The sequence below is a fragment of the uncultured Lutibacter sp. genome (genome assembly GCF_947495725.1).
In the GTDB taxonomy this organism is placed as follows: domain Bacteria; phylum Bacteroidota; class Bacteroidia; order Flavobacteriales; family Flavobacteriaceae; genus Lutibacter.
Genome location: NZ_CANLZZ010000001.1, coordinates 530709 through 547635, shown reverse-complemented (window position 1 = coordinate 547635; position 16927 = coordinate 530709). Strand labels below are relative to the sequence as shown.

The window sequence follows — 16927 nt, the reverse complement described above, 5'->3', positions numbered from 1 at the left end:
GCATTCGTCTTTGGATTTCTTTTCTCCTTTTTTGTTTAAAAGCTCCCAGTCAAAATCGTATTTTAAAATCTTTAAAATTTTTGAATTGCTCACCTATTTAGTACCTTTTATTTTTTAGGAAGATACAATTACTTTAAAAATTAACATAAAAAAATATTTCTTATTTAAATTTTATGTAAAAAAAACCTCGATTGATTTATCGAGGTTTTAAATATTATAAATCTAATTTTAGATTTAGTTCTTTAAGTTGTTCATCATCAATATTAGAAGGAGCGTCAATCATAACGTCTCGTCCATTATTATTTTTTGGGAATGCAATAAAATCTCTAATAGTTTCTTGTCCTCCTAAAATTGCAACCAATCTATCTAATCCAAATGCTAAACCACCATGTGGAGGTGCACCATACTCAAAAGCATTCATTAAAAAACCAAATTGTTCTTTTGCTTGTTCGGGCGTAAATCCTAAATGGCTCAACATTAATGCTTGAGTTTCTTTATCGTGAATTCTAATTGAACCACCACCAATTTCGTTTCCGTTAAGTACTAAATCGTAAGCATTTGCTCTTACTTTTCCTGGCTCTGTATCTAACATAGCCATATCTTCTGGTTTTGGAGATGTAAACGGATGGTGCATTGCGTGGTATCGTTTAGTATCTTCATCCCATTCCAATAATGGAAAATCTACAACCCATAATGGAGCAAATACTTTTGGATCACGTAAACCTAAACGTGTAGCTAATTCCATACGTAAAGCACTTAATTGAGCCCTAACTTTATCTGTAACACCACTTAATACGCAAATTAAATCTCCAGGTTTTGCACCAGTAGTTTCAGCCCATTTAGCTAAATCTTCTTGATCGTAAAATTTATCAACCGATGATTTGAATGTTCCATCGTCATTACATTTTACATATACCATTCCTAAAGCCCCAACTTGTGGGCGCTTTACCCATTCAATTAATTTGTCAATTTCTTTTCTTGTATAACATGCTCCACCAGGAACCGCAATACCAACAACTAAATCTGCATTGTTAAATACACCAAAATCTTTGTGTTTTGCAACTTCGTTTAGTTCGCCAAACTCCATTCCAAATCTAATATCTGGTTTGTCATTTCCGAAGCGTTTCATTGCTTCATCATATGTCATTCTAGGGAAATTAGCAATCTCAACACCATTTACTTCTTTTAGTAAGTGACGAGTTAAACCTTCAAAAGTGTTTAATATATCCTCTTGTTCAACAAAAGCCATTTCGCAATCAATTTGTGTAAATTCTGGTTGTCTGTCGGCACGTAAATCTTCATCTCTAAAGCATTTTACAATTTGAAAATATTTATCCATTCCACCAACCATTAACAATTGCTTAAATGTTTGAGGCGATTGTGGTAATGCGTAAAACTGACCTTCATTCATTCTACTTGGCACTACAAAATCACGAGCGCCTTCGGGTGTAGATTTAATTAAAACCGGAGTTTCAACTTCAATAAAATCTTTGTCAGATAAATACTTACGAACTTCAATAGCTACTTTATGTCGGAAAATTAAACTTTCCTTTACTGGATTTCTTCTAATATCTAAATAACGATATTTCATACGTAATTCATCACCACCATCTGTTTCGTCTTCAATAGTAAAAGGTGGTGTTTTAGATTCGTTTAAAATAGTTAGTTTTTTAACAAGAATTTCAACTTCACCAGTAGGAATATTGCTGTTTTTTGAAACACGTTCAATAACTTCACCGGTAATTTGTATAACAAACTCTCTACCTAGTGTTTTTGCCTTATCTACCATTTCTTTTGGAGTGCGCTCTTCATCAAAAATAAGTTGCGTAATACCATAACGATCACGTAAATCAACCCAAATCATAAATCCTTTGTCGCGCGACTTTTGCACCCAACCAGCCAAAGTAACTTCTTGGCCTACATTTGCTAATCGTAATTCTCCGTTTGAATGTGTTCTATACATTTTCTAAATTTTTAAGAAAGTGCAAATTTAGTTAATTAAAAAATAGTTTTATATGATAAGTCCATTTTTTTGGGAGATCCATTTGTAAAATCAAATGAATGGCTTTTAGCACTAGTTTTTTTAATTGAAAAGCTATTAACGAGCAAACGATTGCTTTTGTACAAATTAAGGTTGAAGTGCCTATTTTTAGATTAAATTTTATAAAAATTCAATCTAAAAATAACTTTTTAAAATCTAATGAAACATTCAAAACAGTGATGCTAATTTTGGCAGATTAATTATTTGTAACTTTGCGGGCTTTGTATAAGCTTTTTACAAAAATTTGAAATGCATTTATGAATTATAAACATCTAATAGAGGTTATAAAAAATAATGCCCAAAGGTTTACCACCAAGGAAGCTGTTTTTTATAAGGATCCAACAACAAAAATTTGGGTTGGAGTTTCTTGGAATATATTTTACCAGAAAATTGAGCAAGTTTCAAAAGCACTAATTAATTTTGGAATAAAAGAGCAAGATAATATTGGAATTTTTGCTCAAAATATGACCGAATGGATTATTGCAGATATTGGAATAATGGGCGCAAGAGCTGTAACAGTTCCAATTTACGCTACCAATTCAACTAAAGAAACGGAATATATTATAAACGATGCTGAGATTAGCGTATTGTTTGTTGGCGATCAGGAAGAATTTGATAAGGCCGAAAAAATCTCAGAAGATAACAAATACTTAAAATTAATTGTTGCTTTAACATCAACAGTAGATTTAAGGAACCATAAAAATGCGGTTTATTTTACCCATTTAATAGATGCTGAATTTCCAAAAAGTATTGAAACCGAATTAGAAAAACGTTATTTTGAGCACGAATTAGATGATTTGGCAAGTATTATTTACACATCTGGAACAACTGGAGTACCAAAAGGTGTAATGTTAGATCATAACAATTTTGCAGCTTCGTTAAGGGCCCACGAAACAGAATTGGATGTTAACACAAGTGATGTTTCGCTAAGCTTTTTACCGTTAAGCCATATTTACGAACGTAGTTGGGTGTTTTTCTGTATTCAATCCGGAATTCAAGTATATTTTAATTTAAATCCAAAAGAAATAGCAGATGTTTTAAAAGAAGTGAAACCTACTCTAATGTGTACAGTTCCGCGTATTTTTGAAAAAATATTTTCTGCAATTCAAGAGAAAAGAAAAGAGGCTTCACCAACTAAAATGAAATTGGCTAGTTGGGCTTTAGGTATTGGTAATGCCTATTTTAACAAACATAAACGAATTGATAAAAAAGTACCATTAGCATTAAAATTAAAATTTAAAATTGCGGATAAATTGGTGCTGAGTAAATTACGTGATGTATTTGGAGGGAACATTAAATTTATGCCTTGTGGTGGCGCGCCTTTGGCAGCCGATATGGTATCATTCTTTCATTCATTTGGACTAAATATTAAGTGCGGTTATGGTTTAACGGAAACCACAGCAACCGTTTCATTATTTGGGAATCAACATTTCGAATTTAACTCTGCAGGGAAAGCTATTTTAGGTACCGAAATTAAAATAGGTGACAATAACGAAATTTTGGTAAAAGGGCCTGGCGTTATGAAAGGTTATTATAAAAAACCAATAGAAACTGCTGAGGTTTTTGAAAATGGCTGGTTTAAAACAGGTGATGCTGGTAAAATTGATGAATTTGGAAACTTGGTAATTACCGATAGAATTAAAGATTTAATGAAAACTTCGGGAGGAAAATATATTGCTCCTCAAAAACTAGAAACTGCTTTAATTAACGATTCATTTATTGAACAAATAGCCGTAATTGGCGATCAGCAAAAATATGTGACAGCATTAGCAGTTCCCAGTTTTGAAAACATAAAAAAGTATGCAATTGAGCATAAAATAAGTTTTAAGGATATTGAAGATTTAATTGATCATAATCAAATTAAAGATTTATTTGAAAAACGTTTTGAAGAGTTACAAAAAGAGTTTTCTAAGTTTGAGAAAATTAAGAAATTCACCTTGTTACCTAAAGAATTTAGTATTGAAGCAGGTGAAATTACAGCAACTCTTAAGCTGAAAAGAAAGGTAATACAAAAAAAATATCAAGAGTTAATTGATAAAATGTATAAAGATTAATTTAAATACATTGGAAGCAAAATTATATTTAGTGCCAACTCCCATTGGGAATTTAGAAGATATTACTTTTAGAGCTGTTAAAGTTTTAAAAGAAGTAGATTTAATTTTGGCTGAAGACACCCGAACTAGTGGAAAACTATTAAAGCATTTTGAAATTTCTACGCACATGCACAGTCACCATATGCATAACGAGCATAAAACTGTAGATAACATAGTTAAAAGAATTCAAAGTGGAGAAGCTGTAGCATTAATTTCCGACGCAGGAACTCCGGCAATTTCCGATCCGGGTTTTTTATTAACACGTGCTTGTATAGAAAATGATATTGAAATAGAATGTTTACCAGGAGCAACAGCTTTTGTTCCTGCCCTTGTAAATAGTGGATTGCCAAACGATAAATTTGTTTTTGAAGGGTTTTTACCCGTTAAAAAAGGAAGACAAACAAGGTTAATTTTTTTAGCTGAAGAAACTAGAACAATGATTTTTTACGAATCTCCTCATAAACTCCTAAAAACCTTAACACATTTTGCTGAATATTTTGGTGAAAATCGTCCAATTTCAGTTTCTAGAGAATTGACTAAGCTTTATGAAGAAACAGTTAGAGGAACTATTTTAGAAGCTATAGAATACTTTACTAAAAAAGCACCAAAAGGTGAATTTGTTATTGTTGTTGGCGGAAAGAAATAAGCTGAATTATTATTAAAATTTTATACAAAAAAGGGACAAAATTAGCATATCTAATTTTGTCCCTTTTTTAAAGTTTTTTATTATTTAATAGCTCATTTCAACTATTTTTTCAACATCACTAGGAGTTATTTTTTTATGCTCTCCTAATCCAATCCAACCTCTATCTTCAAACCGTTTTGAAATAATTTTAGCGGTTTCTTTATAGTTTTCTGTGTATTTGGATAATTTAGTGTCAATTCCTAAAGATTGAAAAAATTCAGAGGTTTTTTGAATACCTTTTTGAGCCTTTTCCTCTAAAGTTCCTTCAGAAATATTCCAAACACGTTCGGCATATTGAGCTAGTTTTTCCTTCTTGCTTTCTAAATTGTAGGTATAATGACTTTCAGTAATAATTGCTAACGTTCTAGCATGGTCAATTCCATATAAAGCTGTTAATTCGTGACCAATCATATGAATTGCCCAATCCGATGGAACACCTTGCTGAATTAATCCATTTAAAGCCATTGTGCAGCTCCACATAAAGTTTGCTGCAGCGTTGTAATTAGAAGTGTCTTTTAAAATTTCTGGAGCAACTTCGACTATAGTTTGTAAAATACTTTCAGCAAAACGATCTTGTAATTTAGCATCAACCGAATATGTCATATACTGTTCCAAAACGTGTGTAAATGCATCGGCTAAACCATTAGCAATTTGACGTTGCGGTATTGATTTAACTACTTCAGGATCTAAAATGGAAAATTGAGGGAATAAACCTGGACCTCCCATGGCATATTTTTCTTTAGTTTCTTTTCTAGAAATTACAGCTCCAGAATTCATTTCCGAGCCTGTTGCTGGCAAAGTTAAAACGGTTCCAAAAGGCATTCCTTTTGTAGTTCTTTTTCCTTTTGAAGGAATATCCCAAGGATCCTCACCTTCAAATAAAGCCGCAGAAGCTAAAAATTTAGTTCCATCAATAACCGATCCTCCACCAACTGCTAATAAAAATGTAATATCTTCAGCCTTAATAATGTCTAATGCCTTCATTAAAACTTCGTATTCAGGATTTGCTGGAATTCCACCAAATTCAATTACTTGAAAAGCTGAAAGAGCCTGTGTAACTTTATCATAAATTCCATTTTTTCTAATACTTCCGCCACCATAAAGCATTAATATTTTTGCATTTTTTGGAATTTCTAATGCTAGATTTTCAATTTGATTTTTACCAAATATAATCTTAGTTGGGTTTTTAAACTGAAAATTATTCATAGTTTTTGTTTTATTATTCAACAATAGTTATTAAATCTTCTGTAGATTTTCTTACTTTTTTTAAGTTCACCAACCAGTCGTTTTCTGTATCTCTATAGCCAATAGGTAATAGTACACAACTGCGTAAACCTTTTTCGCGTAAACCTAAAATTTTATCTACTGCTTCAGGTTCAAAACCTTCAATAGGCGTTGTGTCTACACCTTCATAAGCAGCAGCAATAATTGCAGCAGAAAATGCTATGTAAGCTTGTTTTGCAGCGTGATTAAAGTTTTCTTCTGGATCTTGTTTTGGATAGAAACTTAATAATTTTTGACGGTATGCTTCCCAACCTTCATTTTTAAATCCGCGTACTTCATTTACCAAATCAAAAGCTTTGTTAATCCTGTCTTCAGTATAGGTATCCCAAGCAGCGAAAACTAATAAGTGGGAGCAATCGGTAATCATAGATTGATTCCAAGCTACGGGTCTAATTTGCTCTTTAATTTCTTGATTTTTGACTACAATTATTTCAAAAGGTTGTAAACCACTTGAAGTTGGAGCTAAACGCGCCGCTTCAATAATGTTGGCAATTTTTTCTTCCGATACTTTTTTACCATTCATTGCTTTCGCTGCGTATCTCCAATTTAATTTATCTAATAATTCCATATTTTTTATATTCTTTAGTTATTTTATTTTTGATATTTGTTTAATATAATCCGATTTTAGCGTTTTTTGAGACAAAGGTTTTAAGTTGGCCAAATTCACCATTGCTTTTGCAATAGATGTAGCTTCAATTATTCGATATTTTTTTAATTTACCTCTAAATAAAGGTTGTATTAATTTGAAAACTACCAATCCAATTTTTTCTCCAGTTCGAGTTTCGTTTCTATTTCCTTTAATAAATGAAGGTTGTAAAATGTATGTGTTTTTTATGTTTTGCAATAAAACATCGCGTTGCATTTCTCCTTTTATTTTATTATAAAAAATGCCACTTTTTGAGTTTGCACCTATTGCAGAAACTACGATAAATGTTTTTATATTGTTTTCTTTTGAAAGCTTTGCCGCTGTTACAGGAATCCCATAATCAATTTGTTTATATATGGTTTTATTGGGTGTTTTTTTAGCTGTTGTACCTATACAACAAAATACTTCATCTCCTGTAAAATCCTTTTTAAAATTTTCCAATTCAATTACATTTCCAATAAACTGAATAACTTTTGAAGGTAATCCGTCTATTTTTTTACGTGAAAACAACTTAATGGTATCGTATCGGTAATCTTTTATAAGTGTATCTAGTAGTAAAGTTCCCGTTAAACCAGTTGCTCCTAAAATAATGGCAGTTTTTTTCATTTTTATAATTTTATACTATCCCAAGCAACATTAAAAGCAACATGTATTCTTTCATCATTTATTTCACAGCCTTTTTTGTAATGACTATTGGTTAAAAATGCAAGTGGATAAATACTAAATGCGTACATTAAATAAGGTGAAATAGGTTTTAAAATTTGTTCATTTTTTCCTCGTTCCCATAAATCAACTAAAGGTTGTAAATGTTTTAATCCTTCTCGTTTTATTTCTTCGTCAATTATTGGTGCATTATCACATTGCGATAAAAAGTTAGCTTCTTCAACCTGATTAATTTTAAAGTTAGCTATATTAAACCAAATTTGTTTAAAACTTTCTTTTACACAAGTTTCTTCGTTGTAATTTTTAAATGCAAAAGCACTAAAAGATGCTTTAACTTCTAAATACAATTGATTAATTAAATCTTGTTTGTTTTCAAAGTAAATGTAAATTGTTGCTGGAGACATTTCGGCCATTTTTGCAATTTTAGACATTGGTGCTGCATGAAAACCTTGATTGTTAACCAATTTCATTGTTGCATTTAATAATGAAGCACGTTTTTTGTCGGATTTTTGTCTAATAGCCATTTTTAAAATTTTTATTATAGGGCAAATTTATATAAAAATATCCACAAAACGAACATTCATTCATTTTGTAAATTATAAAACTATGTTAAAACTTTAAATGACTACTTTTGCGGAAGTATATAAATTATGGGAACAAAAAAAAGTAACAACAAAAGTCTTCATCCAAGAAACATTCATAATGCTGGATACAATTTTTCTGATTTAATAGAAGTATATCCAAATCTAAAAGAATTTGTATTCACAAATAAATTTGGAACTGAGACCATTGATTTTGCAAATCCCGTGGCCGTAAAAGAATTGAATAGATCGTTATTAGCTAAAGATTATGGGATTGACTTTTGGGATTTCCCTGACGATAATTTATGTCCACCAATTCCTGGAAGAGTTGATTATATTCATTATTTAGCTGATTTACTGAAAGATTCTGGGATTTTAGAAAATGCTTCGATAATAGATGTGGGAGTAGGAGCAAATTGTATTTATCCGCTATTAGGGAATTCTGTTTATGGATGGAAATTCTTAGGAACGGATATTGATAAAAAATCGTTGGATAGAGCAGGTAAAATATTAAAGAAGAATAATCTAACAGATAAAATTTCATTAGTTCAACAAAAAGATGCTTCACAAATATTTAAAGGTATTTTAAACGAAGAATCAAAGTATACTGCAACTTTGTGTAATCCACCCTTTTATAGATCTCAGCAAGAGGCAATGGAAGCAAATGCTCGTAAATTGGAAGGATTGGGAAATGCAAGTAATGCTCAGTCTAGAAATTTTAGTGGAAAACAGCAAGAACTTTGGTATAAAGGAGGTGAAAAAGCATTTATTCATACATATGCTTATGAAAGTGCACAATTCAAAACACAATGTTTTTGGTACACAACTCTGGTGTCGAAAAAACAAAATGCAGAAAGCTTATTGCCTTCGTTAAAAAAAATGGGTGCAACAGAAATAAAAACCATTCCAATGTACCAAGGGAACAAAGTAACAAGAGTGGTTGCTTGGACATTTTTAACTAAAGAGGAGCAAAAAGATTGGACTAAAACTAATATTTAGTAAATCAAGTATTTCCTATTTGCTAAATAAATGCAATCTTTTAAATGCTTTTTAAATTGAGATAGCACTTTTATGTATTTTTAGAATAAGTAAAACTTGAAAATTACTCTTCTTTTCCAAGTATGTTTTCTGCTTAAAAAATAATATCTTTAGCATTGATTTTTTTTAAACCAAATAAAAATATAGTATGAGGAAATTAAGAATGGGTATGATAGGTGGCGGAATAGGGTCGTTTATTGGAGATGTTCATAGAAAAGCAGCAAGTATTGATGGAATGATAGATTTAGTTTGTGGAGCTTTTAGTAGTTCTGTAGAGAAGTCAATTCAATCTGGAAAAGAGCTTGGCTTACCTGTTAATAGGTGTTATGGAACCTTTGAAGAAATGATAACTAAGGAAAAGGAGCTTCCAGAAAACGAACGAATGGATTTTGTTGCTATTGTAACTCCTAATCATATGCATTTTGAACCAGCAAAAATGGCGTTAGAAAATGGGTTTCACGTAATTTGTGATAAACCTATGACTTTAACTCTTAACGAGGCTGAAAACTTACAATCGATTGTAGAAGAGTCTGGTTTGGTTTTCGCTTTAACCCATAATTATACCGGCCATCCAATGGTGAAACAAGCCAAAGCTTTGGTTTCAAATGGAGATTTAGGTAAAATAAGAAAAGTACAAGTTCAATATTTGCAAGGTTGGTTGGCAACTTCAGTTGAAAAAACTGGTCAAAAACAAGCTTCTTGGCGTGTAGATCCAACAAAGTCTGGTATTGGAGGTGCTTTAGGAGATATTGGAACACATGCTGAAAATTTAGTGGAATATATTACTAGTTTAAAAATTGATGAACTAGCTGCAGATTTAGGAGTATTTGGAGAAGGAAGAACCTTAGATGATGATGGTAATATTTTATTGCGATTAGAAAATGGAGCAAAAGGAACAATGTCTATTTCTCAAATAGCTGTTGGTGAAGAAAACAATCTTGCGATTAAAGTTTACGGTGAAAAAGGAAGTATTGAATGGCATCAAGAAGAGCCTAATAAATTGCTTACACATTGGTTGGACGGACCAATTAAAGTTTATACTCCAAATGGGAATAATCTTTATCCAGTTGCATTAGAAACTTCAAGAATTCCAGCTGGACATCCTGAAGGGTATTTAGAAGCGTTTGCAACTATTTATAAAGGTTTTGCGACTGATTTGGTTGCCTTGTTAAATGGTGAAACCGAGCTTAAAAAACAATATCCATCTGTTTATGATGGAGTTCGTGGGATGAAATTTATTTATGGAGCAGTAGAGAGTAATACAAACAACTCAACTTGGGTTAAACTATAAAAAAATTAAATTAGATGAAGACAATAAAAGGACCAGCAGTATTTTTAGCTCAATTTGTAGGAAGTGAAGCCCCATATAATTCTTTAGATGGAATGTGTAAATGGGCAGCCGATTTAGGTTATAAAGGTATTCAAATTCCAACTTGGGAATCTTTTTTAATAGATGTTAATAAAGCAGCAGAGAGCCAACAATATTGTGATGACTTAAAAGGAAAAATTAATTCATATGGACTGGAAATAACGGAGCTTTCAACGCATTTACAAGGGCAATTGGTTGCTGTAAATCCAGCTTACGATACTATGTTTGATGGTTTTGCGCCACCAGAATTAAGAAATAATTCAAAAGCTAGAACCGAATGGGCTGTGCAAACATTAAAAAATGCGGGTACAGCTAGTCGAAGATTGGGCTTAAATGCACACGCTACTTTTTCTGGAGCATTGTTATGGCATACAGTTTATCCTTGGCCTCAACGACCAGCCGGATTAGTTGAAATGGGGTTTGAAGAGTTAGCAAAAAGATGGACTCCAATTTTAAATCATTTTGATGAAAACGGAGTAGATGTTTGTTATGAAATTCATCCGGGTGAAGATTTACATGATGGTATTTCTTTTGAACGTTTCTTGGACGCAACTGGAAATCACAAACGTGTAAATATGTTATATGATCCAAGTCATTATGTTTTGCAACAAATGGATTATTTAGCGCATATTGACGATTATCATCAGTTTATAAAAGCATTTCACGTAAAGGATGCTGAATTTAATCCAACTGGGAAAAAAGGGGTTTATGGAGGTTATGCTGATTGGATTGACCGTGCTGGACGATTCCGTTCTTTAGGAGATGGACAAGTTGATTTTGCACGTATATTTTCTAAATTAACGCAATATGGTTGTGATGTTTGGGCTGTTATGGAGTGGGAATGTTGTATAAAAAGTTCAGAACAAGGTGCAAGAGAAGGGGCGCCTTTTATTCAAAAACATATTATTGAAGCCACAGAATCTGCTTTTGATGATTTTGCTGGTGGAGAAGTTGATAAAGAAATGCTTAAAAAAATATTAGGTCTGAAATAAAAAACAATTCATACCCAATATTGATTCTTTTTATATGAGAATTTAATAAAAGCAGTATTATATAGTATTTTCAACGGAAATAAATTATAAAATTTCATTGAAAATTCCTAATAAATTTAGTCATTTTAATACGTGTTTTGAATGTGAAATTACATTAAATAATGTAGGTGTAATTCAGTCAAAATATTGGGATTATCACTTTGATTATTCGTAAATTTAATATGTAATAATCAAGTAATATAATTGTAAAAAAATGGAAGATTTAAAATTTAGAGTTCAAGCTCATAGTGAAAATCCAACCAAAACGGTTGTAAAAGCTAGGAATTTTGAGATTGTAATTGATGAACCTGAAAGTCTTGGTGGTACTAATGAAGGTGCAAATCCTGTAGAATTTGTGTTAGCCGCTTTTTGTGGTTGTATAAATGTAATGGGACATGTAATTGCAAAAGAAATGAAATTTGAATTGCGTGGCATGAAAATTAAAATGTGTGGTAATTTAAATCCACAACGATTGTTTGGTAGTTCTTTTAAGGAACGTGCAGGTTATAAAGGAATTGATGTTTCCATTGAACCAGATTGTAATGTTCCGTTGGAAGTATTAGAAGAGTGGTTAGCTAAAATTGAGGACAGATGTCCAGTTTCCGATAATTTAACCAACAAAACACCAATAAATTTACTGTTAAAAGGTAAATTTCATTCTATAGAACAAACAGTAATGTAACTTTTTATTTGTTTATAGTCGCTATTACAAGTAGATTTTAAGTTTTATAACTTAATTTATGATGTATTTTTACTTCTATTTGTAATAGCGATTACTAATACCAACGTTTTTTATTCTTTTTTGAAGCGGCCGATTTTCTTCCCGGTCTGTGTTTACTTTTCCCAGGTGTTCTATGAACTTCCTTTTTTGCTTTTGGATCTAATAAGTATGGATGCTCCTCCATAATAGGAATCGTAGTGTTTATCAATTTTTGAATGTCAGCAATATAAGGTTTTTCGTCAGCTGAACAGAATGAATAGGCAATTCCAGAATTTCCAGCTCTTCCGGTTCTTCCAATTCTATGAATATACGTTTCAGAAATGTTTGGAATGTCAAAATTAATTACAGCATCTAAATTATTAATGTCAATCCCACGCGCGGCAACGTCAGTTGCAATTAAAATATTGATATCTCCATTTTTAAATTTTTCTAATGCTTTTTCGCGATCATTTTGAGTTTTATCACCGTGAATACTATCAGCACTGTAACCATTTCCTTTTAGCATTTTTTCAAGTTTAGAAATACCCATTTTAGTACGTCTAAATATTAAAATGTTTCCTTTTATGGTGTTTCTTAATAAATGCAAACAAAGTTCCATTTTATGCTGTTTTCCAACATAATATAATAGTTGTTGTACATTTTTAGCGGTTGATGAAGACGGAGTAGCATTTACAGTTTCAGGATCTTTTAAAATAGTAGTTGCCAGTTGAGCTACCTTTTCGGGCATTGTTGCAGAAAAAAGTAACACTTGTTTTTCCTTAGGACATAAACGCTCAATTTTTCGAACATCGTCAATAAAACCCATATCAAGCATTAAATCAGCTTCATCTAAAACCAAGGTTTCTATATAATCTAAATTTAAACAATCTTGTTTATGCAAATCCAATAACCTTCCGGGTGTTGCTACTAAAATATCAACTCCTTTTTTAAGAACATCTTTCTGTGGTTCAATGGAAGTTCCTCCATAAACAACTGTGGCTCTTAAATTTGTGTATTTCCCGTAAGATTTAAAGCTTTCTTCAATTTGTAATGCCAATTCTCTTGTAGGACTTATAACCAAAGCTCTTACTTTTTTACCTTTTTTACCAGAATCTTGTTTGTCAAATAATAATTGTAAAATTGGTAATGCAAAAGCCGCAGTTTTTCCTGTTCCGGTTTGAGCTGAAGCAATCACATCTTTTTTATCCAAAACTAATGGAATTGTTTGTGCTTGTACAGGTGTTGCAGCATCATAATTTTTTGCTGCAATAGCTTTTAAAAGAGGTTTTATTAATTGTAGGTCTTTAAATTGCATATGTATTGTTTATAACAAGATTTTTGCAAAGATACGCTAAATTGAATAAGCTGTATTATAAAACTAACAAACCAAAATTTCTTAATTTTTTAATTGGTTTGGAGTACCAAAATAATTCGAAATTTTCAAATGAGAACTCAAAATCTTCTTTTAGGTTTATAAAAGTGAATGATTTTCCTTTTTGAACGGTTATTTTATCTAGTACTTTTAATAACCAAGTTCCCTTATCTTTTTGTAAAGAAATTTCTAACAAATCATTTTTTGAATGAAATGCTAAATTAATAAGTTCTAATTTTTGTCCTCTTTTTGTTTTTGTGGTATAAGAAACCAACGGTTTACCACCTAGCCAAATTATTTTTGAAGATGGTTTAGTTGATAAATTATCAGTTTTATCCAAACAATCTTCAATATAATAAGATTGAATATCGGTTGATGGAATTTCAAAATCAAACCAATCTTGCAGGTTGTTTTCAAAACCAATGCCATGCATAAAATTAAAAATCGATTTTTTTAATCCGTAGCTAAATTGATTGTGATTTATACCAGTTTCATCTATAAAATCAACATCATTGTTGGCAAATGTAATATCTTTATAATCTGGAATTACTCCATATTCCGAAGGGTTTAAACCAATTGGACTGTGTGCAGTTAATGCAAATTGGTGCCAAAAACCGGAGTTGATTAGCCCTAATTGAAAAAATTGACGTACCATTTCTAAACTGTCAATAGTTTCTTGTATTGTTTGCGTTGGGAAACCATACATTAAATAAGCGTGCACCAAAATATCGGCTTCAGTAAAATTGAGGTTTACTTGTGCAACTTGTTCAACTGTAACACCTTTATCTATTAATTTTAATAAGCGATCTGAAGCAACTTCCAACCCACCAGAAACAGCTATTAACCCCGATGCTTTTAAAAGTGTACACAAGTCTTTGGTAAAACTTTTTTCAAAACGAATGTTCGCCCACCAAGTAACTGTTAAATCCCTTTTTAATATTTCAAGCGCTAAAGCTCTCATTAAAGCGGGAGGTGCAGCTTCATCAACAAAATGAAATCCGCTTTCTCCAGTAGCAGAGATAATTTCCTCCATTCTATCAACCAACATTTTTGCCGTAATTGGCTCGTATATTTTAATATAATCTAAAGAAATATCGCAAAAGGTACATTTTCCCCAGTAGCATCCGTGCGCCATTGTAAGTTTATTCCAGCGTCCATCGCTCCATAAACTGTGCATTGGGTTTGCAATTTCAATAACTGAAATGTAACTGTCTAGTAATAAATCGGTATAATCTGGAGTTCCTAGTTCGCTTTGTTTGTAATCTTTTTTGGTTGAATTATTTTTAAATACTACTTTGTTGTTTTCAGTAAAAAAAGTTCGCTTAAATTCAGGATTTTTAGAGGTTAAATTTGAAGCGTAATTAAATAATAATTCAACTGGTAATTCTCCATCATCTAGCGTAATATAATCGAAATAATTAAAAACTCTAATATCCGAAATAGAACGCAGTTCAGTATTTGGAAAGCCACCACCCATTGAAACTATAATTTGTGGATACTTATTTTTTATAAACTCAGCACATCGAAAAGCACTGTATAAATTCCCTGGAAAAGGTACCGAAAAACACACTAATTTAGGTTGTGTTATTTTAAGCTTTTCCTCAAGAATATGTAAAGCAATACAATCGATATAGGTAATATCTTGTTGAAGGTTGTTATGTAATTCGTCAAAGCTATTGGCGCTTTTCCCTAAGCTTTCGGCATAACGGCTAAAACCAAAATTTTTATCAACACATTCTTTAATAAAATCGGATAAATCTTCTAAATAGAGCGTAGCTAGGTGTTTTGCTTTATCTTGAATTCCCATAGAGCCAAATGCCCAATCCAAGTCATCTAATTGTGTAAATCGTGAAGCCTTTGGTAAGTAACTATTTGTGCATATTTGGCGAGCAAGAGTGTTGTTTTTTCCTTGAAGAAATGAAAGAACAGGTTCAATTGTTGAAATATAACTGTTTTTTAAAGCGTAAATACGTTGTGAATTTTCAGAAGTTATTGTATTATTTTCAATCGAAAATTCAAATATATTGTTCAGTTCTACTTTTGTAAAAAGTGTTGAAATAACCTCAATTCCTAAATCCATTTGAAATGAACTAATTCCTTTTGTATTTAAGAAACCTTTTAAATATGCGGATGCCGGATACGGAGTGTTCAGCTGCGTAAAAGGTGGTGTAATTAGAAGTATATTTTTCAAAATATGTTACAATTATTCTTTAATTGTTCTTAAATAAAGGTTTTCAACTTTTGTTCTTGCCCAAGGTGTTTTTCGTAAAAATTTTAAGCTCGATTTTATGGTTGGGTTGCTATTAAAACAATTTATTTTTATGCGGCTTCCTAGCTCTTCCCATCCATATTCGGATACCAAATATTGAACAATTTCGGCAAGTTTTACACCATGTAATGGATTGTTTGGTTGTTGTTCGCTCATTTATATTATTAATTTTCGCCCTAATTTTTTATCAAAATTCACTTTTCTTGGCAAAAAGAATAATTGATAGTTTTTAATAAAATTTAAGAATTACAAAGATACTCTAAAATTAAAGATTAAACATGTTGGTCAATAAGAATTGGATTTCCATCAGGATCTAAAACTACAAGATTTGCTGGTCCTGAAGTATTTTCATCGGCTTCGCTTTCTAATGTAATCCCTTCATTTTTTAGTTGTTGTTGAATTTCTCTAACATCTTTAAAAGAGTTTAATGTTGTTGCATTTTCATCCCAACCAGGGTTAAAGGTTAATATATTTTTTTCAAACATTCCTTGAAAAAGCCCAATTAAGGAATTTCCGTTTTTCATTATTAGATATTTGTTTTCGATATTGCCAGCAAATACTGAAAAACCTAATTTTTCATAAAATAATTTTGAAGTTGTTATATCTTTTACGCTTAAGCTTACTGAAAATGCTCCCAATTTCATGTTTTGTAGTTTTATAGTTAATAGAATAAAGTTAATTTTTTTTTCGAAAAATAAAAATTATAAGAATTTTTGGAAACAAACGCTGTTTTCTATGTTTTTATATAAACCAAAATTTGTGGTAATAGAATAGTTACTTTTTTTGTAGAGTGCTATTGCTTCAGGTTGTTGTTTGCCCGTTTCGAGAATGCATTTTTTGTAGTTTAATTCCTTTGCCCACCGCTCTAATTCGGCTAAAACTTTGGAGCCAATACCTCGTCTTCGACCATTAACCGATACATACATTCTTTTTATTTCAACAAAGTTTTCATTATGAATTTTAAAAGCGCCACATCCTAAAGGAAGGTTATTTTTGTATGCAATAACTACATTTTTTAAGCCTTCAATTTTATTAAATTGGTCGTAAAATCCGTGTTCAACACCATCACGAATTTTTAAATCAGCATCGAGTAATTTTACAAGATTTATAAAATCTCTATTTTTAGAATTGGTTCTTTTAAAAGTTATCATTCAA

At 31.3% G+C, this 16927-nt stretch carries 16 protein-coding genes; 6 read left to right on the top strand and 10 right to left on the bottom strand.

Going from position 1 to position 16927, the window contains the following annotated elements; all coding sequences use genetic code 11:
- Positions 1-214 precede the first annotated feature (214 nt).
- Entirely contained in the window at positions 215-1963 is a 1749-nt protein-coding gene (aspS, locus tag Q0776_RS02235) for an aspartate--tRNA ligase (RefSeq protein WP_298364429.1), read from the bottom strand.
- 335 nt (positions 1964-2298) lie between these two features.
- On the opposite strand from aspS, the gene Q0776_RS02230 reads away from it, so the two are divergent.
- Together Q0776_RS02230 and rsmI are read left to right on the top strand one after the other, a co-directional pair.
- The gene (locus Q0776_RS02230) at positions 2299-4095 is read left to right on the top strand and encodes a long-chain fatty acid--CoA ligase (RefSeq protein ID WP_298364426.1); all 1797 of its coding nucleotides are present in this window, start codon (positions 2299-2301) and stop codon (positions 4093-4095) included.
- 10 nt (positions 4096-4105) lie between these two features.
- Positions 4106-4780, top strand: a complete 675-nt coding sequence (gene rsmI, locus Q0776_RS02225) for a 16S rRNA (cytidine(1402)-2'-O)-methyltransferase (protein WP_298364423.1) — start codon at positions 4106-4108, stop codon at positions 4778-4780.
- A gap of 84 nt (positions 4781-4864) precedes the next feature.
- On the opposite strand, the gene Q0776_RS02220 is transcribed toward rsmI, so the two are convergent.
- The 4 genes from Q0776_RS02220 to Q0776_RS02205 are packed head-to-tail and all read right to left on the bottom strand — an operon-like array spanning position 4865 to position 7936.
- A complete protein-coding gene (locus tag Q0776_RS02220) occupies positions 4865-6025 on the bottom strand; it encodes an iron-containing alcohol dehydrogenase (RefSeq protein ID WP_298364422.1) in 1161 nt (386 codons plus the stop codon).
- Positions 6026-6038: 13 nt separating this feature from the next.
- Positions 6039-6671 carry a nitroreductase family protein gene (locus Q0776_RS02215; RefSeq protein WP_298364418.1) on the bottom strand — a complete coding sequence of 211 codons (633 nt, stop codon included), beginning with the start codon at positions 6669-6671 and terminating at the stop codon, positions 6039-6041.
- Positions 6672-6689: 18 nt separating this feature from the next.
- Entirely contained in the window at positions 6690-7355 is a 666-nt protein-coding gene (locus Q0776_RS02210) for an NAD(P)H-binding protein (protein ID WP_298364416.1), read from the bottom strand.
- Between the two features lie 2 nt (positions 7356-7357).
- Positions 7358-7936, bottom strand: coding sequence for a TetR/AcrR family transcriptional regulator (locus Q0776_RS02205; RefSeq protein WP_298364412.1), 579 nt, complete (start codon positions 7934-7936; stop codon positions 7358-7360).
- 126 nt (positions 7937-8062) lie between these two features.
- Between Q0776_RS02205 and rlmF the strand changes: the two genes are divergently transcribed.
- The 4 genes from rlmF (at position 8063) to Q0776_RS02185 (ending at position 12113) form a co-directional block, all read left to right on the top strand.
- Entirely contained in the window at positions 8063-8992 is a 930-nt protein-coding gene (gene rlmF, locus Q0776_RS02200; protein WP_298364409.1) for a 23S rRNA (adenine(1618)-N(6))-methyltransferase RlmF, read from the top strand.
- 187 nt (positions 8993-9179) lie between these two features.
- Positions 9180-10322, top strand: a complete 1143-nt coding sequence (locus Q0776_RS02195) for a Gfo/Idh/MocA family oxidoreductase (protein ID WP_298364406.1) — start codon at positions 9180-9182, stop codon at positions 10320-10322.
- A 14-nt stretch (positions 10323-10336) separates the two neighbouring features.
- Positions 10337-11392: a sugar phosphate isomerase/epimerase gene (locus Q0776_RS02190; RefSeq protein WP_298364402.1), complete on the top strand. Its 1056-nt coding sequence runs from the start codon at positions 10337-10339 to the stop codon at positions 11390-11392.
- Positions 11393-11645: 253 nt separating this feature from the next.
- The gene (locus Q0776_RS02185; protein WP_298364400.1) at positions 11646-12113 is read left to right on the top strand and encodes an OsmC family protein; all 468 of its coding nucleotides are present in this window, start codon (positions 11646-11648) and stop codon (positions 12111-12113) included.
- 94 nt (positions 12114-12207) lie between these two features.
- On the opposite strand, the gene Q0776_RS02180 is transcribed toward Q0776_RS02185, so the two are convergent.
- The 5 genes from Q0776_RS02180 to Q0776_RS02160 form a co-directional block, all read right to left on the bottom strand.
- Complete coding sequence (locus tag Q0776_RS02180) at positions 12208-13446, bottom strand: DEAD/DEAH box helicase (RefSeq protein WP_298364397.1); 1239 nt, start codon at positions 13444-13446, stop codon at positions 12208-12210.
- Positions 13447-13501: 55 nt separating this feature from the next.
- Complete coding sequence (locus Q0776_RS02175; protein ID WP_298364394.1) at positions 13502-15694, bottom strand: radical SAM protein; 2193 nt, start codon at positions 15692-15694, stop codon at positions 13502-13504.
- 12 nt (positions 15695-15706) lie between these two features.
- Positions 15707-15928 (bottom strand): VF530 family protein, encoded by a 222-nt coding sequence (locus Q0776_RS02170; RefSeq protein ID WP_298364391.1) that lies wholly within the window; start codon positions 15926-15928, stop codon positions 15707-15709.
- Between the two features lie 116 nt (positions 15929-16044).
- Positions 16045-16416 (bottom strand): VOC family protein, encoded by a 372-nt coding sequence (locus Q0776_RS02165; RefSeq protein ID WP_298364388.1) that lies wholly within the window; start codon positions 16414-16416, stop codon positions 16045-16047.
- 57 nt (positions 16417-16473) lie between these two features.
- Positions 16474-16923: a GNAT family N-acetyltransferase gene (locus Q0776_RS02160; protein WP_298364383.1), complete on the bottom strand. Its 450-nt coding sequence runs from the start codon at positions 16921-16923 to the stop codon at positions 16474-16476.
- Positions 16924-16927 lie beyond the last annotated feature (4 nt).